This is a genomic window from Escherichia sp. KTE172, from assembly GCF_000408845.1.
Taxonomy (GTDB): domain Bacteria; phylum Pseudomonadota; class Gammaproteobacteria; order Enterobacterales; family Enterobacteriaceae; genus Escherichia; species Escherichia coli.
On the sequence record NZ_KE137316.1, the window covers coordinates 961,619 to 983,676 of the forward strand.

Consider the following 22,058-nt stretch of genomic DNA (forward strand, 5'->3'; position numbering starts at 1 on the left):
CATATCAAAATAAAAATTCACAACAGTGCAACATTAAAAAATACAACCAACAAACAATCCTATATACAAGGCACATCTCCAGAATATAAAAGCACAGACAAACAACCTAAAAAAACAACCCCATACATATAAATTATTTTATAGGTAAAATAGATTATATATTCTCATAGCTACCATAAACTATACTAGCCTGAACTATATTTATTCTGCTACAATCAATGCATACATAACACAAATATCACTCAGGTACACTACTCAAACCACGCTGGGATTTTTCCTCAAGTTATAATCATCACCCCGAAAATCATTCGGCATTTACTCATTAAATAGTCACCCCATAGGCCTGTACATGTTTACTCAGAAATATACATCCTTTTCTCTGTCATAAACCCTCTGATTAATCATAAATAAATACTTGTGACACCAATCTTTTTCCTTAACGGAACGAATTGTTGTGTAGAAGGAGATAATATTATGTCAAAAAAATATCAGCCATTGCTTATAACTCATTATATGTCAACATGGGTCACTATAACGGAAGCAGTTGAGATCACTACCAAAGCCATAAAACAAAAAATTACTCCTAGCGATATTTATCGTCATGCCTTGAGTGGCAACATCCTACTATCGATCTATTTCCAGTCTCCTGTGATACTTAAGAAGATACAAACTTTTAATGGAAAAATAAAATTCAGGCAGTTTGTGGGAGACCTACTTGATAAACTATGCATGCTTGACAGTGACGGTTTTATTTATGGTCAAAATTTAAGACTCTGTACAGAAGCCAGATATATTTGTCCTGTGCAACAAATTATAGATACCCCCCTGTTACGCAAACTCAACCAGTTTCGTACGTTTGTTCGTAATGTCCGCCCGGGTGATGAACTGGATGTCCAGGCACAAGTTAGTGAAAAAAATTTAACCCCGCCGCCGGGTAACAGCAGTGGCAACCTTGAGCAACAGATAGCCAGTACTTCACAGCTAATTGGATCTCTGCTCGCCGAAGATATGAACAGCGAGCAAGCGGCAAACATAGCACGTGGATGGGCCTCTTCTCAGGCTTCAGGGGTAATGACAGACTGGTTAAGCCGCTTCGGTACCGCAAGAATCACGCTGGGCGTGGATGAAGATTTCAGCCTGAAGAACTCCCGTGACGGCAACCCTCGAAAATGGCGATTCGATGCAACAAACAGTGAACTATGTGCCGAACGTCACGAATGCTGAAATCACGCTGGCAGCCTCGAAGGATCCGGTGATTGCCGACAATAACGATCTCACGACACTAACAGCACCGTCGCTGATACAGAGGGCAATGCGATAGCCAACACTGAGGTAACATTTACTCTACCGGAAGATGTGAAGGCGAACTTCACGCTGAGCGATGGCGACAAAGCGGTTACTGATGCCGATGGCAAAGCGAAAGTCACGCTGAAAGGTACAAAAGCAGGCGCTCATACCGTGACAGCATCGATGGTTGGCGGTAAGAGTGAGCAGTTGGTGGTGAACTTTACTGCGGATACGCTCACTGCGCAGGTTAATCTTAACGTTACCGAGGACAATTTCATCGCCAATAACATTGGAATGACCAGGCTACAAGCAACAGTGACTGATGGAAACGGCAACCCAGTAGAAGGTATAAAAGTTAATTTCCGTGGAACCTCCGTCACGCTAAGCAGCACCAGCGTTGAAACGGATGATCAGGTTTTTGCTGAAATTCTTGTGACAAGCACCGAGGTCGGACTAAAAACAGTTTCAGCCTCTCTGGCAGATAAACCTACTGAAGTCATCTCGCGATTACTGAATGCCAAGGTAGATGTTAATTCTGCGACGATTACCAGTCAGGAGATACCTGAAGGTCAGGTCATGGTCGCACAAGACATAGCAGTTAAAGCTCACGTTAACGACCAGTTTGGCAACCCGGTGACGCATCAACCCGCGACATTCAGTGCAGCGCCATCCTCGCAAATGATCATCAGCCAGAACACGGTCTCTACTAATACGCAGGGAGTAGCCGAGGTCACCATGACGTCTGAAAGAAACGGCTCGTATACTGTAAAAGCATCCCTAGCGAATGGAGCTTCACTTGAGAAACAACTGGAGGCTATTGATGAAAAACTGACACTCACGTCCAGTCCGCTTATCGGTGTCAATGCTCCTAAAGGCGCTACTCTGACGGCAACGCTAACCTCTGCAAATGGCACTCCAGTGGAGGGTCAGGTCATCAACTTTAGCGTAACGCTAGAAGGTGCGACGTTAAGTGGCGGAAAAGTGAGAACCAACTCTTCAGATCAGGCTCCAGTCGTTCTGACCAGCAATAAAGTCGGTACATATACGGTGACTGCATCGTTCCATAACGGCGTCACAATACAGACACAGACAACCGTGAAGGTTACTGGCAACCCAAGCACCGCACATGTTGCTAGCTTTATCGCTGATCCGTCGACTATCGCCGCCACCAACAGTGATTTAAGTACCTTAAAGGCAACGGTTGAGGATGGCAGTGGTAACCTGATCGAAGGTCTCACTGTGTACTTCGCCTTAAAAAGCGGCTCCACCACATTAACGTCATTAACAGCCGTGACCGATCAAAACGGAATCGCGACAACAAACGTGAGATGAGCGATAACAGGGAGCGTCACTGTAAGCGCAGTCATAAGCGCAGGTGGAATGCAAACAGTAGATATATCGCTAGTGGCAGGCCCAGCAGACGCCTCGCAGTCCATCCTTAAGAACAACCAGTCATCACTGAAAGGGGACTTTACCGATAGTGCTGAGCTACATCTTGTTCTGCACGATATATCAGGCAATCCGATCAAAGTTTCTTAAGGGATAGAATTTGTGCAATCAGGTACAAACGTGCCCTATATGAAAATTAGCGCAATTGATTACAGTCAAAATATCAACGGTGATTACAAAGCTACTGTTACAGGAGGCGGAGAGGGTATCGCAACGCTGATCCCCGTATTGAATGGTGTTCATCAGGCGGGTCTGAGTACCACGATAGAATTCATTAGCGCGGAAACCAGACCAATGACGGGTACAGTGTCAGTGAATAGTGCAAACCTACCGACAGCTTCATTCCCTTCGCAGGGATTTACCGGGGCGTATTATCAGTTGAATAATGACAACTTTGCACCAGGAAAAACGGCGGCTGATTATTCGTTTTCAAGCTCGGCCTCCTGGGTAGGCGTTGATGCTACTGGTAAAGTGACATTCAAAAATGACGGTGATAGCAATACTGTAATAATCACAGCGCCCCCAAGATCCGGTGGTGCTATTTACCAAACAGTTCCTCCTGAATCGCGTTCGGTGTGACTATGATCATTTTCGGTGAGTATTGCTTTGATCCAAAGGCTGGTTTTCTGTGATGATTGACCAGCCTCAGAGTATTGATGACACCACCGTTCATAACAGATCGGCATTACTATGCATAAGTACTGCCTCAAATTCTCGCCAAAACACTTTTTAATGCCTTTGCGAATTCATCCAGACTTATATTGTCAATTTTTTGCCCAACGACGACTGACTCCGAAACATCGGCCATTGCGGGCCATCGCGTTTTGTAATCAGCATAAATTGCAACAACAGGGGTATTATAGGCACTTGCCATATGTAATATTGAGGTGTCAGGAGTTATTGCAATATAAGCATCTTTTATGATTGCTGCTGAACGGCTTTGTTGAATAAATCGAACTTTTGCTGAGTTGAAGGATCAGATCACGCATCTTCCCGACAACGCAGACCGTTCCGTGGCAAAGCAAAAGTTCAAAATCACCAACTGGCCCACCTACAATAAAGCCCTCATCAACCGTGGCTCCATAACTTTCTGGCTGGATGATGAAGCTATTCAGGCCTGGTATGAGTCGGCAACGCCTTCATCACGGGGAAGACCTCAGCGCTATTCTGATCTCGCCATCACCACCGTTCTGGTCATTAAACGCGTGTTCAGGTTGACCCTGCGGGCTGCACAGGGTTTTATTGATTCCATTTTTACACTGATGAATGTTCCGTTGCGCTGCCCGGATTACACCAGTGTCAGCAAGCGCGCAAAGTCGGTTAATGTCAGTTTCAAAACGTTCACCCGAGGTGAAATCGCGCATCTGGTGATTGATTCCACCGGGCTGAAGGTCTTTGGTGAAGGCGAATGGAAAGTCAAAAAACACGGCAAAGAACGCCGTCGTATATGGCGAAAGTTGCATCTGGCAGTTGACAGCAAAACACATGAAATCATCTGTGCAGACCTGTCGCTGAACAATGTGACGGACTCAGAAGCCTTCCCGGGTCTTATCCGGCAGACTCACAGAAAAATCAGGGCAGCATCGGCAGACGGCGCTTACGACACCCGGCTCTGTCACGATGAACTGCGGCGTAAGAAAATCAGCGCGCTTATCCCGCCCCGAAAAGGCGCGGGTTACTGGCCCGGTGAATATGCAGACCGTAACCGTGCTGTTGCGAATCAGCGGCTGACCGGGAGTAATGCGCGGTGGAAATGGACAACAGATTATAACCGTCGCTCGATAGCGGAAACGGCGATGTACCGGGTAAAACAGCTGTTCGGAGGTTCACTGACACTGCGTGACTACGATGGTCAGGTTGCAGAGGCTATGGCCCTGGTACGAGCGCTGAACAAAATGACGAAAGCAGGTATGCCTGAAAGCGTGCGTATTGCCTGAAAACACAACCCGCTACGGGGGAGACTTACCCGAAATCTGATTTATTCAACAAAGCCCTGCTGAACGTTTAATCGAGGGTGATAAGGATAAACGGTAGACATTATTATAACAATCCACTAATGCCCTGGCTTTATCTTCCCCTTTGGGTCCATAAACGATCACTATTGGAATATCTGTTTCACTTTGAATTTTTGCTATTAGATTTTCTGCAATCGATAATGAAAATGTACGTTCCTGCGAGCTACCTTCTAAATTGAGCGCAATGTAAGATCCTAACGATCGCATTTCCTCGCGTACCTCATCGAGTACATCATCGCTTAATGGCAATTCATATATTGACCTGACTGCCGGAAAACCCGCCTCACGCATCATAAATGCCCATGTCATGGGTACAGGAGCCCGGAGATTCTGATCCATCCGGGACGCGTTCTTACACAAAGGGGAATAGCACTTCATGGTTAAACCGACGACCTGGAAATTCGTTTTTGCTTTCAACTGACTGATAAATATCATCGTTTTCAGGTTCTTTTTACGCATCGCCTCTATACAAAGATCCGGCGTACCATATTGCAGTGTTATGTTCTTCGCTAAATCTTTTATTTCTTTTAATGTTGCGTGATCCTGCATAGTCATTGTGACTAATGTTAATTTAGTCTGTTCAAGTTTGAGCGCATTAAAGACTTCTAAATTAATTGTCGACGTAACAATTAATAGATGCTTAATTTTATGCAATTCAAGCGCCCGAATAACAGGAAAGATGGCCATAGCATCGCCAATCTGATCGGGAATATGTATGACAACAAAGTCTGTTTTTTCAATATTAAAATTATAAGTTTTATAATCGTAGTAACTAAATGCAATACGTCTCAACAATGATACTAAAAACATAACTAACCTCGCCTCCCTACTGGTTATAATGCAATGCAGTCTATCAGAATCATCAGGGTGCAATTTTGTGCATATGCGGACTTTTATGTTTCATATCTCGAACCTGTGGGCCCTCTGCTTAATCCTTAAACAACACCAGCAACTCCTGCGCTTTCATCTTCCATCGAATTTTTCATGTTGCCGCTAATCAGCCATAAAATCATTTGCAGATGCGCTCTGTCGAGGTAGTCTCATAAGGTTCGTTTATAGATCGACGGCAATGTGAGTTACCTTTTCCATACTAATTATAAAAAGACAGTACAAACAGGATCATTATGGACTCCACGCTCATCTCCACTCGTCCCGATGAAGGGACGCTTTCGTTAAGTCGCGCCCGACGAGCTGCGTTAGGCAGTTTCGCTGGTGCCGTCGTCGACTGGTATGATTTTCTACTCTATGGCATTACCGCCGCACTGGTGTTTAATCGCGAGTTTTTCCCGCAAGTAAGCCCGGCGATGGGAACGCTCGCCGCATTTGCCACCTTTGGTGTCGGCTTCCTTTTCCGACCGCTCGGCGGTGTCATTTTCGGTCACTTTGGCGACCGACTGGGACGTAAGCGCATGTTAATGCTGACCGTCTGGATGATGGGCATCGCGACAGCCTTAATTGGTATTCTTCCTTCATTCTCGACCATTGGGTGGTGGGCACCTATTTTGCTGGTGACACTGCGTGCCATTCAGGGATTTGCCGTCGGCGGCGAATGGGGAGGCGCAGCGTTGCTTTCCGTTGAAAGTGCGCCGAAAAATAAAAAAGCCTTTTACAGTAGCGGTGTACAAGTTGGCTACGGTGTAGGTTTACTGCTTTCAACCGGACTGGTTTCATTGATCAGTATGATGACGACTGACGAACAGTTTTTAAGCTGGGGCTGGCGCATTCCTTTCCTGTTTAGCATCGTACTGGTACTGGGAGCATTGTGGGTGCGCAATGGCATGGAGGAGTCCGCGGAATTTGAACAACAGCAACATAATCAAGCGGCCGCGAAAAAACGCATCCCGGTTATCGAAGCTCTGTTACGACATCCCGGTGCTTTCCTGAAGATTATTGCACTACGACTGTGCGAGTTGCTGACGATGTACATTGTTACTGCCTTTGCACTTAATTATTCAACCCAGAATATGGGGTTACCGCGCGAACTTTTCCTTAATATTGGTTTGCTGGTAGGTGGATTAAGCTGCCTGACAATTCCCTGTTTTGCCTGGCTTGCCGATCGTTTTGGTCGGCGCAGGGTTTATATTACAGGCGCGTTGATCGGAACGTTGAGCGCATTTCCTTTCTTTATGGCGCTTGAAGCACAATCTATTTTCTGGATAGTTTTCTTCTCCATAATGCTGGCAAACATTGCGCATGACATGGTGGTGTGTGTGCAACAACCGATGTTTACCGAAATGTTTGGTGCCAGTTATCGCTACAGTGGTGCTGGAGTCGGTTATCAGGTTGCCAGTGTGGTTGGCGGTGGATTTACACCTTTTATTGCCGCTGCACTCATCACTTACTTTGCCGGGAACTGGCATAGCGTCGCCATTTATTTGCTGGCTGGATGCCTGATTTCTGCAATGACCGCTTTATTGATGAAAGACAATCAACGCTCGTGATAGCCTGGCGAAGATCATCCGATCTTCGCCTTATACTTTTGTTTCACATTCCTGTGACATACTATCGGATGTGCGGTAATTGTATGGAACAGGAGACACACATGAATAATAAGGGCTCCGGTCTGACCCCAGCTCAGGCACTGGATAAACTCGACGCGCTGTATGAGCAATCTGTAGTTGCTTTACGCAACGCCATTGGCAAATATATTACAAGTGGCGAATTACCTGATGAAAACGCCCGCAAACAAGGTCTTTTTGTCTATCCATCACTGACCGTAACCTGGGACGGTAGCACAACTAATCCCCCCAAAACGCGCGCATTTGGTCGTTTTACCCACGCAGGCAGCTACACCACCACGATTACTCGCCCTACTCTCTTTCGTTCGTATCTCAATGAACAACTTACGTTGCTGTATCAGGATTATGGTGCGCATATCTCGGTGCAACCCTCGCAGCATGAAATCCCTTATCCTTATGTCATCGATGGCTCTGAATTGACACTTGATCGCTCAATGAGCGCTGGGTTAACTCGCTACTTCCCGACAACAGAACTGGCGCAAATTGGCGATGAAACTGCAGACGGCATTTATCATCCAACGGAATTCTCCCCGCTATCGCATTTTGATGCTCGCCGGGTTGATTTTTCCCTCGCACGGTTGCGCCATTATACCGGTACGCCAGTAGAACATTTTCAACCGTTCGTCTTGTTTACCAACTACACACGTTATGTGGATGAATTCGTTCGTTGGGGATGCAGCCAGATCCTCGATCCTGATAGTCCCTACATTGCCCTTTCTTGTGCTGGCGGGAACTGGATCACTGCCGAAACCGAAGCGCCAGAAGAAGCCATTTCCGACCTTGCATGGAAAAAACACCAGATGCCAGCATGGCATTTAATTACCGCTGATGGTCAGGGTATTACTCTGGTGAATATTGGCGTGGGACCGTCCAATGCTAAAACCATCTGCGATCATCTGGCAGTGCTACGCCCGGATGTCTGGTTGATGATTGGTCACTGTGGCGGATTACGTGAAAGCCAGGCCATTGGAGATTATGTCCTTGCACACGCTTATTTACGCGATGACCACGTTCTTGATGCGGTTCTGCCGCCCGATATTCCTATTCCGAGCATTGCTGAAGTGCAACGTGCGCTTTATGACGCTACCAAGTTAGTCAGCGGCAGGCCTGGTGAAGAAGTCAAACAGCGGTTACGTACTGGCACGGTGGTAACCACAGATGACAGGAACTGGGAGTTACGTTACTCAGCTTCTGCACTTCGTTTTAACTTAAGCCGGGCCGTAGCAATTGATATGGAAAGTGCAACCATTGCCGCGCAAGGATATCGTTTCCGCGTGCCATACGGGACACTACTGTGTGTTTCAGATAAACCGTTACATGGTGAGATTAAGCTTCCCGGCCAGGCTAACCGTTTTTATGAAGGCGCTATTTCCGAACACCTGCAAATTGGCATTCGGGCGATCGATTTGCTGCGCGCAGAAGGCGACCGACTGCATTCACGTAAATTACGAACCTTTAATGAGCCGCCGTTCCGATAATAAGTTATGAACCTTCTTATCAGAAATAGATGTGAAGGATTAAGTAAGACATCTGGCAAATAGCCTGCAATAAACGCGGGCTGTTTGCTTCCTTGGGCAGATGCGAGTTTTATTATCGTCTTAATGATTTCCACATATTAAAAGCAAGTATGCTTTCAAAACACAATTATAAAAAATCCCGCCAACAACATTAGTTTTTATAAAATTAAATATAAGATTATGGCTTTAGAATATTTTTATTTCTAATAGACGAGATTTTTCCTGTTATGATATAATATGCCGAATTAACACATGTTAACGATTTACCAGTAATGTAAATAAATTTTCGAGGAGATCATTCCAGTGGGACGTAAATGGGCCAATATTGTTGCTAAAAAAACGGCTAAAGACGGTGCAACGTCTAAAATTTATGCAAAATTCGGTGTAGAAATCTATGCTGCTGCCAAACAAGGTGAACCCGATCCAGAATTAAACACATCTTTAAAATTCGTTATTGAACGTGCAAAACAAGCACAAGTTCCAAAGCACGTTATTGATAAAGCAATTGATAAAGCCAAAGGCGGCGGAGATGAAACGTTCGTGCAGGGACGTTATGAAGGCTTTGGTCCTAATGGCTCAATGATTATCGCTGAGACATTAACTTCAAATGTTAACCGTACGATTGCTAACGTTCGCACAATTTTCAATAAAAAAGGCGGCAATATCGGAGCGGCAGGTTCTGTCAGCTATATGTTTGACAATACGGGTGTGATTGTATTTAAAGGAACAGACCCTGACCATATTTTTGAAATTTTGCTTGAAGCTGAAGTTGATGTTCGTGATGTAACTGAAGAAGAAGGTAATATTGTTATTTATACTGAACCTACTGACCTTCATAAAGGAATCGCGGCGCTAAAAGCAGCTGGAATCACTGAGTTCTCAACAACAGAATTAGAAATGATTGCTCAATCTGAAGTTGAGCTTTCCCCAGAAGATTTAGAAATCTTTGAAGGGCTTGTTGATGCCCTTGAAGATGACGACGATGTACAAAAAGTTTATCATAACGTCGCAAATCTCTAATTATATGTTAAAGAAATCTGTCTTTATGGCAGATTTCTTTAATCTCATATAATCCTTATAAAAATATAATGTTTAACTCGTCATATTGCTTATAAAAAATCCCCGTTCCCAGAGAAATAATATTTATTAAAATGGCAGGTCTTCTTTTTCTGATTACCGAAGACAAAGTGGCAATTACGTATAGTTTCCCGATAAAGACGCGACAGCTACATCCCGCATAAGGCATTTTTCTCTTTATCTTTGTACGGTACTTCATGGAACAGAATTTTTGACCTTGTGAATCGTGATGTCTGTTGGGGAGGGGCAATTTGCTCACTGAAGCGTGAGACTCGATTAAGCGCACGAAACACAGAAATCAAAAACCCGGCCACTTTTTTACAAAGTGACCGGGTAAAAATAATTTTTATTTTTTAACTGTCCTGAGACTCATAGAGATGTCTCAAAACTAAAATTTGGCTCCTCTGACTGGACTCGAACCAGTGACATACGGATTAACAGTCCGCCGTTCTACCGACTGAACTACAGAGGAATCGTGAGAACGAGGCGAATATTAGCGATGCCCACCCACAATGTCAAAGCCTGTTTTTTAAATTTGAAATCGTTTGCTGAAATAATCTGCATTTTGTCGTTTATTCCGACACAACTGGCTTTTTTTCACACTTTTGCGGCTCGGATCGAGGGTATTTCCATAGCCAACGTCCAGTAACCATTCGCCAGTAAAACAGCACGGCCCGCACAGCCCAGTCGGCAAACATTCCCATCCAGACACCAACCACACCCCAGCCAAGCATGATTCCCAGCACATAACCGACTACAACCCGACAACCCCACATGCTCAACATCGAAACCCACATGGCGTAACGGGCATCACGAGCACCTTTAAATCCAGCGGGTAGCACCCATGAGGCGGACCAAATAGGCATAAATAAAGCATTTAGCCAAATCAGAATCACAACGACGTGTTTAACCTGTGGATCCTGGGTGTAAAACGATGCCATAACCCCGGCAAAGGGAGCCGTTAGCCAGGCGATGGCCGTTAATCCAAGAGTGGACAGCCAGAACACATGCCGCAACTGAATCTCTGCTTGCGCTATCTGCCCTACCCCCAACCTTCGGCCTGTAATGATCGTAGAAGCAGAACCGAGCGCACTTCCGGGTAAGTTGATAAGAGCCGCAATTGAGAACGCGATAAAATTTCCGGCAATAACGCTGGTCCCCATCCCGGCAACGAACATTTGGGTTAATAACCGACCACTGGTAAATAACACTGATTCGACACTCGCTGGAATACCAATCCCCATGACTTCCCAGATAATGCTAAAATTCAGCGGTTTAAAATAGCTCTTTAACGAAATCCTTAGCGCAGGATTAAAACCAATCGCCAGCACCCACAAAATTGCAACTGCGCCAATATAACGAGAAATGGTTAAACCCAACCCAGCCCCGACAAATCCCAGTCCCGCCCAGGAGAAAAGGCCGTAAATCAATATGCCGCTAATAATAATATTAAGAATATTCAGGCTACCGTTAATCAGTAGCGGTATTTTCGTATTCCCTGCACCACGAAGTGCCCCGCTACCAATAAGAGTGATGGCAGCTGCTGGATAACTGAATACGGTCAGCTCCAGATAAGTCAACGCCAGTGCTTTAACGTCTGTCGTGGCATCACCCGCGACGAAATCAATAATTTGTTCGCCAAAATGATGAATTAGCGTTGCCAACAGTACGGCAAACAACGTCATGATCACCAATGACTGCCGCGTCGCCACCCTCGCTCGTCGTCGATCTCGCTTACCGAGACTAAATGCTACAACGACAGTAGTACCAAGATCGATAGCTGCAAAAAAAGCCATAATGACCATATTGAAGCTGTCCGCCAACCCCACGCCGGCCATCGCATCTTTTCCCAGCCAGCTGACCAGAAAAGTGCTCAGGACCCCCATCAACAGGACACAGGCGTTCTCCATGAAGATAGGAACAGCAAGCGGGGTTATCTCGCGCCAGAACAACACTTTGTAGCTCTTGCGTTTAGAGTGCCAGCGAGTGCCGTGAACAACCTGGCGTAAAGCAGAGGAGATATTCAAAGCCGACCTTAATTGCAGAAAGTGAAACCACATTTCAAATGATGAGGGAGAATCAGCAAAGCTGCAAAGATTTTCGCCAACAAATTGTCTGCAAATGCAACAAACTGTTGATAGAAACGGCAAACAGTTGGGAAATTTAAAAATCGGGTTTGACAAAATATTTTTCGCCGTTAAGATGTGCCTCAACAGCGATTCCTCTGTAGTTCAGTCGGTAGAACGGCGGACTGTTAATCCGTATGTCACTGGTTCGAGTCCAGTCAGAGGAGCCAAATTTCTGAAAAGCCCGCTTTTATAGCGGGCTTTTTGCTATATCTGATAATCAATTTCCTCTTCACTGTTTTCCATCACCTGGCGCTTGATATCCTCAACTGACAGTCCTGCATTACAAAGTTCCAGAAAGCGCCAGACATAGTTACGCTGAAGTTGCCCTCGCTTCAGTCCCAACCAGACAGTATTAGCATCGAAAAGATGCCGCGTATCCAGGCGGATTAAATTCTTTTCCTCTTGTTCGCCGCTGGATTGTTCGGCAACTAATCCGATCCCAAGCCCAAGAGCAACATAGGTTTTAATGACATCAGAATCCTGTGCACTTAATACAATATCTGCCGGCAAACCTTTGCGGGCAAATGCGTCATCAATGCGTGAGCGCCCCGTAATCCCCTGTCGGTAAGTAATTAACGGCCACTTCGCTATTGATTCCAGCGTCAACGGTGTAATTTGCGTCAAGGGATGATCGAGTGGAACAAGCAAACTATGGTGCCAACGAAACCACGGGAAGGCGACGAGCTGCGGGTCATTACTCAAACGCTCGCTGGCGATACCAATATCAGCTTCGCCATTTTGCAACAACGTCGCAATTTCCTGTGGTGTACCCTGGATTAGCTCCAGCCGAACCTCCGGGAAAAGTTCGCGAAAAGCTTTAATGACCTCAGGCAAGCTATAACGTGCCTGAGTATGCGTCGTTGCAATAGTGAGAACGCCAGACGTATCGTTGGTAAACAGGTCTGCGAGCCGACGAACATTACTGGCTTCATTCAGAATGCGTTCTGCAATGACCAGTAATGCTTTGCCCGGTTCAGTCATGCCCAGCAGTCGCTTACCTCGTCGAACAAATATTTCGATGCCAAGTTCATCCTCCAGTTCCCGAATATGACGGCTAACGCCTGACTGTGAGGTAAAAAGCATATTCGCAACCTCTGTCAGGTTGTAATCCTGACGTGCAGCCTCGCGGATTATCTTTAGTTGTTGGAAATTCACGGTAAACTCCGGGCAGTTCAGATATCCCGTTATTGTTAAAGTCTAATGCCCGGCATAACAAATAATAAAAACCCGCATCTTATTCCATCCCGATATAACGCTTAGCTCACCAATTGCCACTGCCTTTTTTCCATCACTGGAGAACTAATCACTGACATTAACAACTCTTTCACTGCCTGTGCCTGTGGTGACAAGTTTGCTCTGGCGGGTAAATTTAAGGACAAAGAGAGACTCATTGAAGGAGTGGTAATGCGTGACATCCACCCATTTACTGCGCCACATAACGAACGCGCAGCCGATTCAGGTAATACTGCAACGCCCATGCCGCTGGCAATCGCTGCGGTAAGCGTGGCAATAGACTCAATTTCACCAATGACTTTTGCCGTGAGCCGCCGTAGGGAAAAAGCCTCATCAACACGAAGTCTAACAGCGCTGTAATCACTGGGGAGAAAAAGGTTCATTTGCGCAATAGCATTAACATCAACGCTTTGCCCCGGGCAATCTTGAGTTCCTACCAGGAAAAGATCTTCTTTCAGCAAAGCCTGACTGGATACCCCAGCCACAGGGGAATGCTCATAAATCACCGCCATATCGAGTTGGTGATTTATCAGTTTTTCGTTAAGCACTGCACCACTATTTTCATGAAGATAGATAACGACCTCCGGGAATTCAGCGCGAACCGCCTGTAATAAGGGCATGGTGATGGATGACGCAGCGGTTCCTGGCGCAAAGCCAATCGAGACTTGCCCCGATAATGACTGACCAACGTTATGCACCGCCAGTTGGGCCTGCTCACACTGACGTAAAATGGCCCGTGCATGGGTATAGAGAATTTTTCCGGCGCCTGTTGGCGTAACGCCCCGTTTTGTGCGAATCAAAAGCTGTTGATTTAACTCACCTTCCAGTGTGGCAACCTGCTGGCTGAGCGCTGGTTGTGCGATATGCAATACTTCAGCAGCCTGGGTCAGGCTACCAATATCTACAATTTTTACGAAGTATTTCAGGCGTCTGAAGTTCATGTTGCCTCCGGTTTTTAAGAATCGGCCCAAGTGCCGCCATTACTTACAACCAGAATGCAAGATGCTTGCCAGTTCTATTTTAGCGTTGATGCGCAAGCTAACCAACTGTCAAATAAGAGATTATGATAGATTCGTCATTGGCCCTTTTTATCAGCAGTCGCATTCACCTGCCCTATAAAAGGGGGGTATGCACCACGATGGTTCATTACCCAATAAGATTGAAAGCTCACCACTTTGTTGAAATTGTCAGCAAACAAACAAAAAAATGCATTTCACCCTTTGACATCACCATGCACTGCCATTAATATGCGCCCCGTTCACACGATTCCTCTGTAGTTCAGTCGGTAGAACGGCGGACTGTTAATCCGTATGTCACTGGTTCGAGTCCAGTCAGAGGAGCCAAATTCAAAAAAGCCTGCTTTCGAGCAGGCTTTTTACTTTCTAATTACCAACGCTCTTAAAACATCTGTCTTGAACCAGAACTAATTTGCACAGGCATTCCCGATCGATGTTGCAACGCAGCATTTGCGCGATTTACATCAACTTCTTGCCCGTTGATAAACGCCCGCAAAGATGGGGTTACCGGCAATGGCACTTTTCGGTCAGACTCATATTCTGCACGATTGCGCGACAGCGGCTCATGAACTTCCAGCCACTTTGAACCATCCGGTTCCGTTGTGTATTTCACTGGCTGATCAATAATTTGTACACGAGTGCCTACAGGAACATTATCAAACAGATATTTGATATCGTCATTACGCAGACGAATACAGCCCTGACTTACGCGGAGCCCAATACCAAAATTGGCATTGGTACCGTGGATGGCATACAACTTGCCAATATAAATCGCGTACAGCCCCATGGGGTTATCGGGCCCCGCAGGAACAAATGCGGGCAAACTCTCCCCTCGTTTCGCATATTCGCGCCGGGTGTTCGGCGTTGGCGTCCAGGTTGGTGCTTCTTGTTTACGTTCAACGGTAGTCACCCAGTTACGCGGGGTTTCTCGCCCAGCCTGGCCGATACCAATAGGAAAGACTTCCACTGTATTACTGTCTGGCGGATAGTAATAAAGACGCATTTCAGCGACGTTAACCACAATCCCTTTACGAACAGTGGCGGGCAAAATCAGTTGCTGCGGAATGGTGAGTTGTGAGCCAGGCTTCGGCAAAAAAACATCAGCGCCCGGATTCGCTTCCAGCATATTACTTAACCCTTGCCCGTATTGTGCGGCAAAAGTCTCCAGCGGCTGAGTATTGTGATCAGGAACAGTTACAGTAAGCGACTGCCCCACTAAACGGCTACCCTCTGGAGGTAATGGATAAGTTACCGCCAGGCTATTTTGGCTGGCAAAAAGCAGAGCAAATGAGCAAAGAATATTTACACGACGCATCATGTCCCTTTCCTAAGTCGCGAATACTATCCGATAAGTATAGCTTTTATCAGACTTTTCGTTTTTAGCTGTTCAAATCAGAAGTCGTATTCCCCGGTAGAACAATATTACTGGCAGCAAGTTCGCCCATGTTGTTGTATATCGCACAAGCAGCTTCGATGATGGACATCGCCAGAGCTGCACCACTCCCCTCACCTAAACGCATATCCATATTGAGATAAGGCTCCAGCCCCAAATGCGAGAGCGCTATACGCGCGCCTTTTTCTGCCGACAAGTGAGAAGGAATGAGATACGGTTTGATTGCAGGAGACATCTGGCAGGCTGCGAGCGCAGCAGCATAAGAAAGAAATCCATCCAGCAACACGGGTAAACCGCAGGAAGCAGCACCTAACATCACTCCAGCTATTCCGACCAAATCAAATCCACCCACTTTTGCCAGGACATCAACACCATCCTGAGGATTTGGTTGATTCAACGTAATCGCCCGACGCACAACATCAATTTTATTAGCCAGTTTATCTGTCGGCAGGTTTGCGCCAATCCCAACCACTTCTTCAGGATCCCGGCCAGTGATTGTGCTGACTATTGCCGCTGCCGGTGTCGTGTTTGCCATCCCCAGTTCACCTACACCAAACAGCGTGACACCGTTTTTTGCCAGCTCCCGCGTATAACATATGACGTCCAAAAGCAACTTTTCAGCCTGACGGCGACTCATTGCCGGAGCTGAAGCAATATTGCCGCTACCTCGTGCGACACGCATGTTGATAAGCCCGGGGATAGGCTCAGCAGTATCAATACCAACATCAATTACGTGGACGTTAGCGCCCGCTTGTGCTGCCAGCACACACACGCCGGTTGTTCCACGGGTCATATTTTCAGCCTGTATGGCTGTCACTTCTTTTGGAGAAATAGCGACCCCTTCCTCCCAGACGCCGTGATCGGCACACATAACCAGTACTGCTTTTTTGCCCACATGCGGTATGCCATTCAACCCCGGCATTCCTGCCAGTTGTATGGCAAGCGCCTCCAGCTTTCCCAGGCTACCAACAGGTTTGAGTAACCCGTCAACATGCCGTTGTGCACGCGACATAGCGGCAGAATTGATGGCTGGGATCGTATTCAGTAAATCGGCAAGTATTTGCATGTCACGTCTCTTTATAGCAGTGCCAGCAGGAAAACCAGTTCACCAAACTCTATGGCTGCTCCCAGCGTATCGCCCGTTTGCCCGCCCAGCGTACGTTTGAGAAGCTGACCGAGGATGAAAATCGCCACCATCGTCACCACCATAGCAGCCACACCATGCATACCCGGCAATAATACGGCAGCAAAAATAGCGGCTAAGCCGAGTGTGACGCAGGTTTGTCGCCCATCAATTTTGCCAATGAACACATTGCCAAGCCCTTCTTCCCGCGCATAACGATGACGATACATCAATAATGCGGCAGTCCCGCGGCTGACCGCACATGCTGCCGCCAGCGATGCAAGGATCGGTTCGCCACGCAGAGCCAACTCGCTTAACACCAGAATCTTTGCCAGTACCACAAAAATCAATGCCAGACCGCCGTGGGTGCCTAAACGGCTATCACGCATGATTTCCAACATGCGATCGCGGCTACGTGCAGAAAATACGCCATCACAGGTATCAGCGAGGCCGTCCAGATGGAATCCCCCGGTCATCAGCGCCAGCACAAGTACGCTAAACAGTGCCGCCAGTGGTACGCCACACCATGCCTGCAGCACCATGAAGACCAGCCCGCTAATCGCGCCAAGCAATAATCCAATCAAAGGAAAAGTAATAATACCGCGAGAATAATGCTCGAAATCCAGTCCCTGGGACCAGCGACGCGGTACAGGCAGACGCGTAATAAATGAGAGCATCGCCCAAAATAATTTACTCATTTGATTTTTACTCCAATACCCGAAACCACCAGCCATACTTCATTTGCCGCAGCGGCCAACTGCTGATTTACCCGCCCGGCAATATCACGAAAATGTCGTGCCAGACGACTCTCCGGCACAATCCCCATTCCCACTTCGTTAGTCACTAATACAACCTTTGCGGGGCAACGTTGGCAGGCAGCAATCAACGACTGAATCTCAGCATTAATCGCCTGTTCCATCGCCTGATAATCCCATTCATCAGGGTCTTTATCGCCGCCATAATCAAACAACAGATTAGTCACCATTGTGGTAACGCATTCCAGCAACACAGCCTCATTCGGGTTAATGTCTGCATGAATTAATTCATCAAGATGTTGCCAGCGCTCCACTGTGCGCCAGTGCTCCGGGCGGCTTTGCCGATGATGTTCTATCCGTGCAGCCATCTCATCATCAAGGATTTGCGAGGTAGCGATATACAGAACCTGTGAAGAGTCCCCAATAAGCACCTCTGCGTGGCGACTCTTCCCGCTCCGTGCGCCTCCCGTCACCAAAATCATCATACCGACTCCTGATTCAAATGTATGATGGTATTCATTGAACAGAGCAATGGATCCCCCACCGTTGCTGACCGCAAAACATTTACGCGATTAATACTGCGCGTAATATAATTAAAAATCCAGCATTCTCAATCCATTACGAAATAAGATGGCATTACGGAATAGCCAGACTTTCTCGTGTTAACGTCCGACAAAATGCGTCATTGACAGCGGTTTCTGTGGATTGACACATTTCATTCAGATAATGAATTAATGCTACTGCCGGACCAACCAGCAAACGGGCATTGTGTTCTGAAATCCAGGCTATTGATTCAACGTCAGCGACAGATCTGCGCTGTAAAAGAAGTTGTAAAACAACGCAATAAAATTATCCGGAATGGTGGCGACTATGCACTAGAACACCACAATTTCGCTCTCTCGGTAAGGCACTGTCACAGCATTCAACAGAATGTGACTTGCCAGATTTATTAGCGCCACCAGATGTTTAACCGGGTAACCACGACCCAGTCGGGGATATATTCCATCTTCTCGCTGACATCATCAAGAATAAAAAGGTTTATCACACTCAGAGCAACGTTCTTCAGCAGGCGGGATAATTCTTCAACATTTAAAAGATGTGTTATTAAAGGCATACAAACTGGACGTATTGTATTTTCTTTTGGTGGTTGACCTAAGGTAGCAGTTTATCCTGATGCGCTGAGATTTCTGTAATATCTACGTCAACATTCTCCTCGAATAGAAAATGCAGCCTCGGCAAGTGATTCACATTTTTTAACAAAGCGTTGTTAGCGTGCCATTTTCAGAAGCTCTCCAAGAAAGCGAATTCTTTTCTCAAATTCTGCATTCTCAGACACAGCTTTCTACTCCATGGCAATGGCCCAAATACGAAGTTGCTCAGGATCATTAGTGGTGCTGAGAAGTTAAATAACCATGCGGAGTACAACTCGTCATCACGTATTTATATATCATGAAGCTATTGTTGTGTTTTGTACATCAGTAGATGTATTCTGATATACTCCTTTTTCTAGACATAACCTTTCACCTGCTTGCAAAGCTTCTGTGTTCTGACATTGCCAAATTGTTGCAATTCTGTATCCAGCCTTCTTTCAGTCATAGCTTCGGGCCGCGATAAGACTCACTGATCTGACCCTGATTCCTCTTGCAGACTTTATAGACCAATTAAAATGCAGTTTCTGCAGGTCAACGTCTGACCATCATTGTCATCACTCTGGCCATTAGAGTAACCTTCTGCATTCATCCTTTTGTAAAAAGTTTATGTCAGTATCAGCAATTAACCGGACCTGATACTGATATGAGTCTTACCGCATATACGGTCAATTTCAGCAATTAATTACATTATCCACGCCAAAGTGTTTGTCATCGCAATGATGGTACCTTCTTTCAGACACCATTTTTTCAACTCCGTTTTCCACGGACCGCACTCTTATGTCAAGAGTACGGTCCGTGGATACAACCAGAGACCGACTGACACGAGTCAGAGGAAACGACGGATATGTTCAGTCGTAAAATATCTATCAAAAAACATGATTAAGGTCAAAAATGTTTGATATTTACAATTTATGAAGATGACAATAATCACAGATACATGAGAACATAAATGATAATAATTATCATTACAGCAATCATTTGTACTTTGTATTAATGAGGGATGAAATGTTATATAATATACCTTGTCGAATTTATATCCTTTCCACTCTGTCATTATGCATTTCTGGGATAGTTTCTACTGCAACCGCAACTTCTTCAGAAACAAAAATCAGCAACGAAGAGACGCTCGTCGTGACCACGAATCGTTCGGCAAGCAACCTTTGGGAAAGCCCGGCGACTATACAGGTTATTGACCAACAAACATTGCAGAACTCCACCAATGCCTCCATAGCCGATAATTTGCAGGACATCCCCGGAGTAGAGATAACAGACAACTCCTTGGCAGGCCGTAAACAAATCCGCATTCGTGGCGAAGCATCCTCCCGTGTTTTAATTCTCATTGATGGTCAGGAGGTAACTTATCAGCGCGCCGGAGATAATTATGGTGTGGGACTGTTGATAGATGAGTCTGCGCTGGAGCGTGTTGAGGTAGTGAAAGGTCCATATTCCGTACTGTACGGTTCACAGGCAATTGGCGGTATTGTTAACTTCATAACCAAAAAGGGAGGTGACAAACTTGCATCTGGAGTTGTGAAAGCTGTTTATAATTCCGCAACAGCAGGCTGGGAAGAATCAATCGCGGTCCAGGGGAGCATCGGTGGATTTGATTATCGCATCAACGGTAGTTATTCTGATCAGGGCAATCGTGATACGCCGGATGGACGTCTGCCGAATACCAACTATCGTAACAATAGTCAGGGTGTATGGTTGGGTTATAACTCCGGAAACCATCGTTTTGGCCTCTCGCTTGATCGCTACAGACTCGCGACGCAAACTTACTATGAGGATCCAGACGGAAGCTATGAGGCATTTAGTGTCAAAATACCTAAACTTGAACGAGAGAAAGTTGGGGTATTCTATGACACAGACGTGGACGGTGACTATCTAAAAAAAATTCATTTCGACGCGTATGAGCAGACCATCCAGCGCCAATTTGCCAACGAAGTAAAAACGACACAGCCTGTTCCCAGTCCGATGATTCAGGCTCTGACCGTTCATAACAAGACTGACACCCATGATAAGCAATACACTCAGGCGGTCACATTGCAGAGTCACTTTTCGCTGCCTGCTAATAATGAACTTGTTACCGGTGCACAGTACAAACAAGACAGGGTCAGCCAAAGGTCCGGTGGCATGACCTCAAGCAAATCTCTGACCGGCTTCATTAATAAGGAAACACGAACTCGCTCCTATTATGAGTCAGAGCAAAGTACAGTCTCACTATTCGCACAAAATGACTGGCGATTCGCCGATCACTGGACATGGACAATGGGAGTTCGCCAATACTGGCTTTCTTCAAAGTTGACGCGTGGTGACGGAGTATCATATACCGCAGGCATTATAAGCGATACCTCTCTTGCCAGAGAGTCTGCGAGTGATCACGAAATGGTAACATCTACAAGCCTGCGCTATTCAGGTTTCGATAACTTGGAGTTACGCGCTGCGTTCGCGCAAGGCTACGTATTTCCCACACTCTCCCAGCTTTTTATGCAGACATCTGCGGGCGGCAGTGTCACATACGGAAATCCTGATCTTAAGGCTGAACACTCCAATAACTTTGAATTAGGTGCACGATATAATGGTAATCAGTGGCTGATTGACAGCGCAGTTTACTACTCAGAAGCTAAAGATTATATTGCAAGTCTGATCTGTGATGGCAGTATAGTTTGCAATGGTAACACCAACTCCTCCCGTAGTAGCTACTATTATTATGACAATATTGATCGGGCAAAAACATGGGGACTGGAAATAAGCGCGGAATATAATGGCTGGGTTTTCTCGCCATATATCAGTGGCAATTTAATTCGTCGGCAATATGAAACTTCAACATTAAAAACAACTAATACAGGAGAACCAGCGATAAACGGACGTATAGGGCTGAAACATACTCTTGTGATGGGTCAGGCCAACATAATCTCTGATGTTTTTATTCGTGCTGCCTCTAGTGCAAAAGATGACAGTAACGGTACCGAAACAAATGTTCCGGGCTGGGCCACTCTCAACTTTGCAGTAAATACAGAATTCGGTAACGAGGATCAGTACCGGATTAACCTAGCACTCAATAACCTGACAGACAAACGCTACCGTACAGCACATGAAACTATTCCTGCAGCAGGTTTTAATGCAGCTATAGGTTTTGTATGGAATTTCTGATGACAAAAACAATCGTTATGGAATTCTTTGTCCTGATCTGCCCGCTTTGCGGGCAGGCTAACGAACGTATTGTGTTTGTTGAAGGTTTTTCGACGTTGTTTTCCATCTGGGGGTGAATATTTATTCTTCCCGCCAGCATGACTCTATAGTCATTGCTACGACAATGACTTATAAAGCTGGTTACTGAGCCTATACCTTTGTAATTCAAAAGTGATATCAGTTCACAACGCAATACTATTTT

General features: G+C 46.0%; 13 protein-coding genes, 3 tRNA genes and 5 pseudogenes. 9 read left to right on the plus strand and 12 right to left on the minus strand.

Features of this window, described 5'->3' with window-relative positions:
• Positions 1-474: 474 nt before the first annotated feature.
• Both G434_RS18900 and G434_RS30455 read left to right on the plus strand, forming a co-directional pair.
• Positions 475-1,224, plus strand: coding sequence for an inverse autotransporter beta domain-containing protein (locus G434_RS18900; RefSeq protein WP_000039780.1), 750 nt, complete (start codon positions 475-477; stop codon positions 1,222-1,224).
• A pseudogene (locus tag G434_RS30455) lies at positions 1,151-3,282 on the plus strand (Ig-like domain-containing protein); the annotation flags it as partial. The gene G434_RS18900 and the pseudogene G434_RS30455, both read left to right, overlap by 74 nt.
• A 160-nt stretch (positions 3,283-3,442) precedes the next feature.
• Here the strand turns inward: G434_RS30455 and G434_RS29670 are convergent.
• Positions 3,443-3,673 (minus strand): annotated as a pseudogene (locus G434_RS29670) (glycosyltransferase family 9 protein); the annotation flags it as partial.
• Between the two features lie 31 nt (positions 3,674-3,704).
• On the opposite strand from G434_RS29670, the gene G434_RS18885 reads away from it, so the two are divergent.
• Positions 3,705-4,673: an IS5 family transposase gene (locus G434_RS18885; RefSeq protein WP_073970534.1), complete on the plus strand. Its 969-nt coding sequence runs from the start codon at positions 3,705-3,707 to the stop codon at positions 4,671-4,673.
• 51 nt (positions 4,674-4,724) lie between these two features.
• Here G434_RS18885 and G434_RS18880 read toward each other — a convergent pair.
• Positions 4,725-5,561 (minus strand): annotated as a pseudogene (locus G434_RS18880) (glycosyltransferase family 9 protein); the annotation flags it as partial.
• A gap of 314 nt (positions 5,562-5,875) precedes the next feature.
• Between G434_RS18880 and shiA the strand changes: the two are divergent.
• From shiA to G434_RS18865, 3 genes are all read left to right on the plus strand, one after another.
• The gene (gene shiA / locus G434_RS18875) at positions 5,876-7,192 is read left to right on the plus strand and encodes a shikimate transporter (protein ID WP_000378563.1); all 1,317 of its coding nucleotides are present in this window, start codon (positions 5,876-5,878) and stop codon (positions 7,190-7,192) included.
• A gap of 101 nt (positions 7,193-7,293) precedes the next feature.
• The gene (gene amn, locus G434_RS18870) at positions 7,294-8,748 is read left to right on the plus strand and encodes an AMP nucleosidase (protein ID WP_001060231.1); all 1,455 of its coding nucleotides are present in this window, start codon (positions 7,294-7,296) and stop codon (positions 8,746-8,748) included.
• 342 nt (positions 8,749-9,090) lie between these two features.
• Complete coding sequence (locus G434_RS18865) at positions 9,091-9,807, plus strand: YebC/PmpR family DNA-binding transcriptional regulator (protein WP_000532923.1); 717 nt, start codon at positions 9,091-9,093, stop codon at positions 9,805-9,807.
• Between the two features lie 453 nt (positions 9,808-10,260).
• Here G434_RS18865 and G434_RS18860 read toward each other — a convergent pair.
• Together G434_RS18860 and yeeO are read right to left on the minus strand one after the other, a co-directional pair.
• A tRNA-Asn gene (locus G434_RS18860) sits at positions 10,261-10,336 on the minus strand.
• Positions 10,337-10,436: 100 nt separating this feature from the next.
• Positions 10,437-11,924 (minus strand): toxic metabolite efflux MATE transporter YeeO, encoded by a 1,488-nt coding sequence (gene yeeO, locus G434_RS18855; RefSeq protein WP_023142341.1) that lies wholly within the window; start codon positions 11,922-11,924, stop codon positions 10,437-10,439.
• Between the two features lie 160 nt (positions 11,925-12,084).
• Here yeeO and G434_RS18850 point away from each other — a divergent pair.
• A tRNA-Asn gene (locus G434_RS18850) sits at positions 12,085-12,160 on the plus strand.
• Between the two features lie 37 nt (positions 12,161-12,197).
• Here G434_RS18850 and cbl read toward each other — a convergent pair.
• Both cbl and nac read right to left on the minus strand, forming a co-directional pair.
• Complete coding sequence (cbl, locus tag G434_RS18845; RefSeq protein ID WP_001011024.1) at positions 12,198-13,148, minus strand: HTH-type transcriptional regulator Cbl; 951 nt, start codon at positions 13,146-13,148, stop codon at positions 12,198-12,200.
• 101 nt (positions 13,149-13,249) lie between these two features.
• Complete coding sequence (gene nac, locus G434_RS18840) at positions 13,250-14,167, minus strand: nitrogen assimilation transcriptional regulator NAC (RefSeq protein WP_001011491.1); 918 nt, start codon at positions 14,165-14,167, stop codon at positions 13,250-13,252.
• Between the two features lie 326 nt (positions 14,168-14,493).
• Here nac and G434_RS18835 point away from each other — a divergent pair.
• Positions 14,494-14,569 (plus strand) — tRNA-Asn (locus tag G434_RS18835).
• A gap of 55 nt (positions 14,570-14,624) precedes the next feature.
• On the opposite strand, the gene ldtA is transcribed toward G434_RS18835, so the two are convergent.
• The 6 genes and pseudogenes from ldtA to G434_RS30685 form a co-directional block, all read right to left on the minus strand.
• Complete coding sequence (ldtA, locus tag G434_RS18830; RefSeq protein ID WP_000986344.1) at positions 14,625-15,560, minus strand: L,D-transpeptidase; 936 nt, start codon at positions 15,558-15,560, stop codon at positions 14,625-14,627.
• A 61-nt stretch (positions 15,561-15,621) separates the two neighbouring features.
• Entirely contained in the window at positions 15,622-16,701 is a 1,080-nt protein-coding gene (gene cobT, locus G434_RS18825) for a nicotinate-nucleotide--dimethylbenzimidazole phosphoribosyltransferase (protein ID WP_001166163.1), read from the minus strand.
• Positions 16,702-16,712: 11 nt separating this feature from the next.
• On the minus strand, positions 16,713-17,456 hold the full coding sequence (gene cobS, locus G434_RS18820; protein ID WP_001296197.1) for an adenosylcobinamide-GDP ribazoletransferase: 744 nt from the start codon (positions 17,454-17,456) through the stop codon (positions 16,713-16,715).
• On the minus strand, positions 17,453-17,998 hold the full coding sequence (cobU, locus tag G434_RS18815) for a bifunctional adenosylcobinamide kinase/adenosylcobinamide-phosphate guanylyltransferase (RefSeq protein ID WP_000973199.1): 546 nt from the start codon (positions 17,996-17,998) through the stop codon (positions 17,453-17,455). Before cobU ends, cobS begins: the two co-directional genes overlap by 4 nt.
• 151 nt (positions 17,999-18,149) lie before the next feature.
• A pseudogene (locus G434_RS30680) lies at positions 18,150-18,293 on the minus strand (cobalamin biosynthesis protein); the annotation flags it as partial.
• An 8-nt stretch (positions 18,294-18,301) separates the two neighbouring features.
• A pseudogene (locus G434_RS30685) lies at positions 18,302-18,490 on the minus strand (IS4 family transposase); the annotation flags it as partial.
• 1,179 nt (positions 18,491-19,669) lie between these two features.
• Here G434_RS30685 and G434_RS18810 point away from each other — a divergent pair.
• Positions 19,670-21,817: a TonB-dependent receptor plug domain-containing protein gene (locus G434_RS18810; protein ID WP_000966628.1), complete on the plus strand. Its 2,148-nt coding sequence runs from the start codon at positions 19,670-19,672 to the stop codon at positions 21,815-21,817.
• The last annotated feature ends 241 nt before the right edge of the window (positions 21,818-22,058 follow it).